Genomic DNA, 1,110 nt, shown 5'->3' with positions numbered 1-1,110 from the left:
GGCAAGACGACGCTGACGGCGGCGATCACGAAGTATTTCGGCGAATTCAAGGCCTATGACCAGATCGACGGCGCGCCGGAAGAGCGGGCGCGCGGGATCACGATCTCGACCGCGCATGTGGAATACGAGACCGAGAAGCGTCACTACGCCCACGTCGACTGCCCCGGCCACGCCGACTATGTGAAGAACATGATCACCGGGGCCGCCCAGATGGACGGCGCGATCCTGGTGGTTGCCGCCTCGGACGGCCCGATGCCGCAGACGCGCGAGCATATCCTTCTGGGCCGTCAGGTGGGCATCCCCTACATGGTGGTCTACATGAACAAGGTGGACCTCGTGGATGACGAGGAACTCTTGGAACTGGTGGAGATGGAAGTGCGCGAGCTTCTGTCCTCCTACGAATATCCCGGCGACGAGATCCCGATCATCAAGGGCTCGGCGCACCAGGCGATGATCGGCGAGCGTCCCGAGATCGGCGAAAGCTCGATCCGCGCGCTGATGGCGGCGGTGGACGACTACATCCCGACCCCGGCGCGGGCGGTGGACCAGCCCTTCCTGATGCCGATCGAGGACGTGTTCTCGATCTCGGGCCGCGGCACGGTCGTGACCGGCCGGGTGGAGCGTGGCGTGATCAACGTCGGCGACGAAGTCGAGATCGTCGGCATCCGCGAGACCAAGAAGTCGGTCTGCACCGGGGTGGAGATGTTCCGCAAGCTCTTGGACCGTGGGGAAGCTGGCGACAACATCGGCGCTCTGCTGCGCGGGATCGAACGTGACGGGGTGGAGCGTGGCCAGGTGCTGTGCAAGCCCGGCTCGGTCAAGCCGCACACCAAGTTCGAGGCCGAGGCCTATATCCTGACCAAGGAGGAAGGCGGCCGCCACACCCCGTTCTTCGCCAACTACCGTCCGCAGTTCTACTTCCGCACGACGGACGTGACGGGCACGGTGAAGCTGCCGGAAGGCACCGAGATGGTGATGCCGGGCGACAACCTGAAGTTCGAGGTCGAGCTGATCGCGCCGATCGCGATGGAAGAGAAGCTGCGCTTCGCCATCCGCGAAGGCGGCCGCACCGTCGGCGCCGGCGTCGTGTCGAAGATCATCGCCTGAGGC

Annotated in this window: 1 protein-coding gene; it reads left to right on the top strand. The window is 65.0% G+C overall.

The features are described 5' to 3' along the window. Positions 1–1,107 (top strand): elongation factor Tu (gene tuf, locus D5084_RS09100; RefSeq protein WP_128515195.1); only part of this gene is annotated, 1,107 nt, incomplete at its 5' end. Positions 1,108–1,110 lie beyond the last annotated feature (3 nt).

It is taken from the genome of Tabrizicola thermarum (genome assembly GCF_003574395.1).
Lineage (GTDB): Bacteria > Pseudomonadota > Alphaproteobacteria > Rhodobacterales > Rhodobacteraceae > Tabrizicola > Tabrizicola thermarum.
Note: the sequence above shows the minus strand (reverse complement) of the source record. Positions and strands in the feature narration are given on the sequence as shown.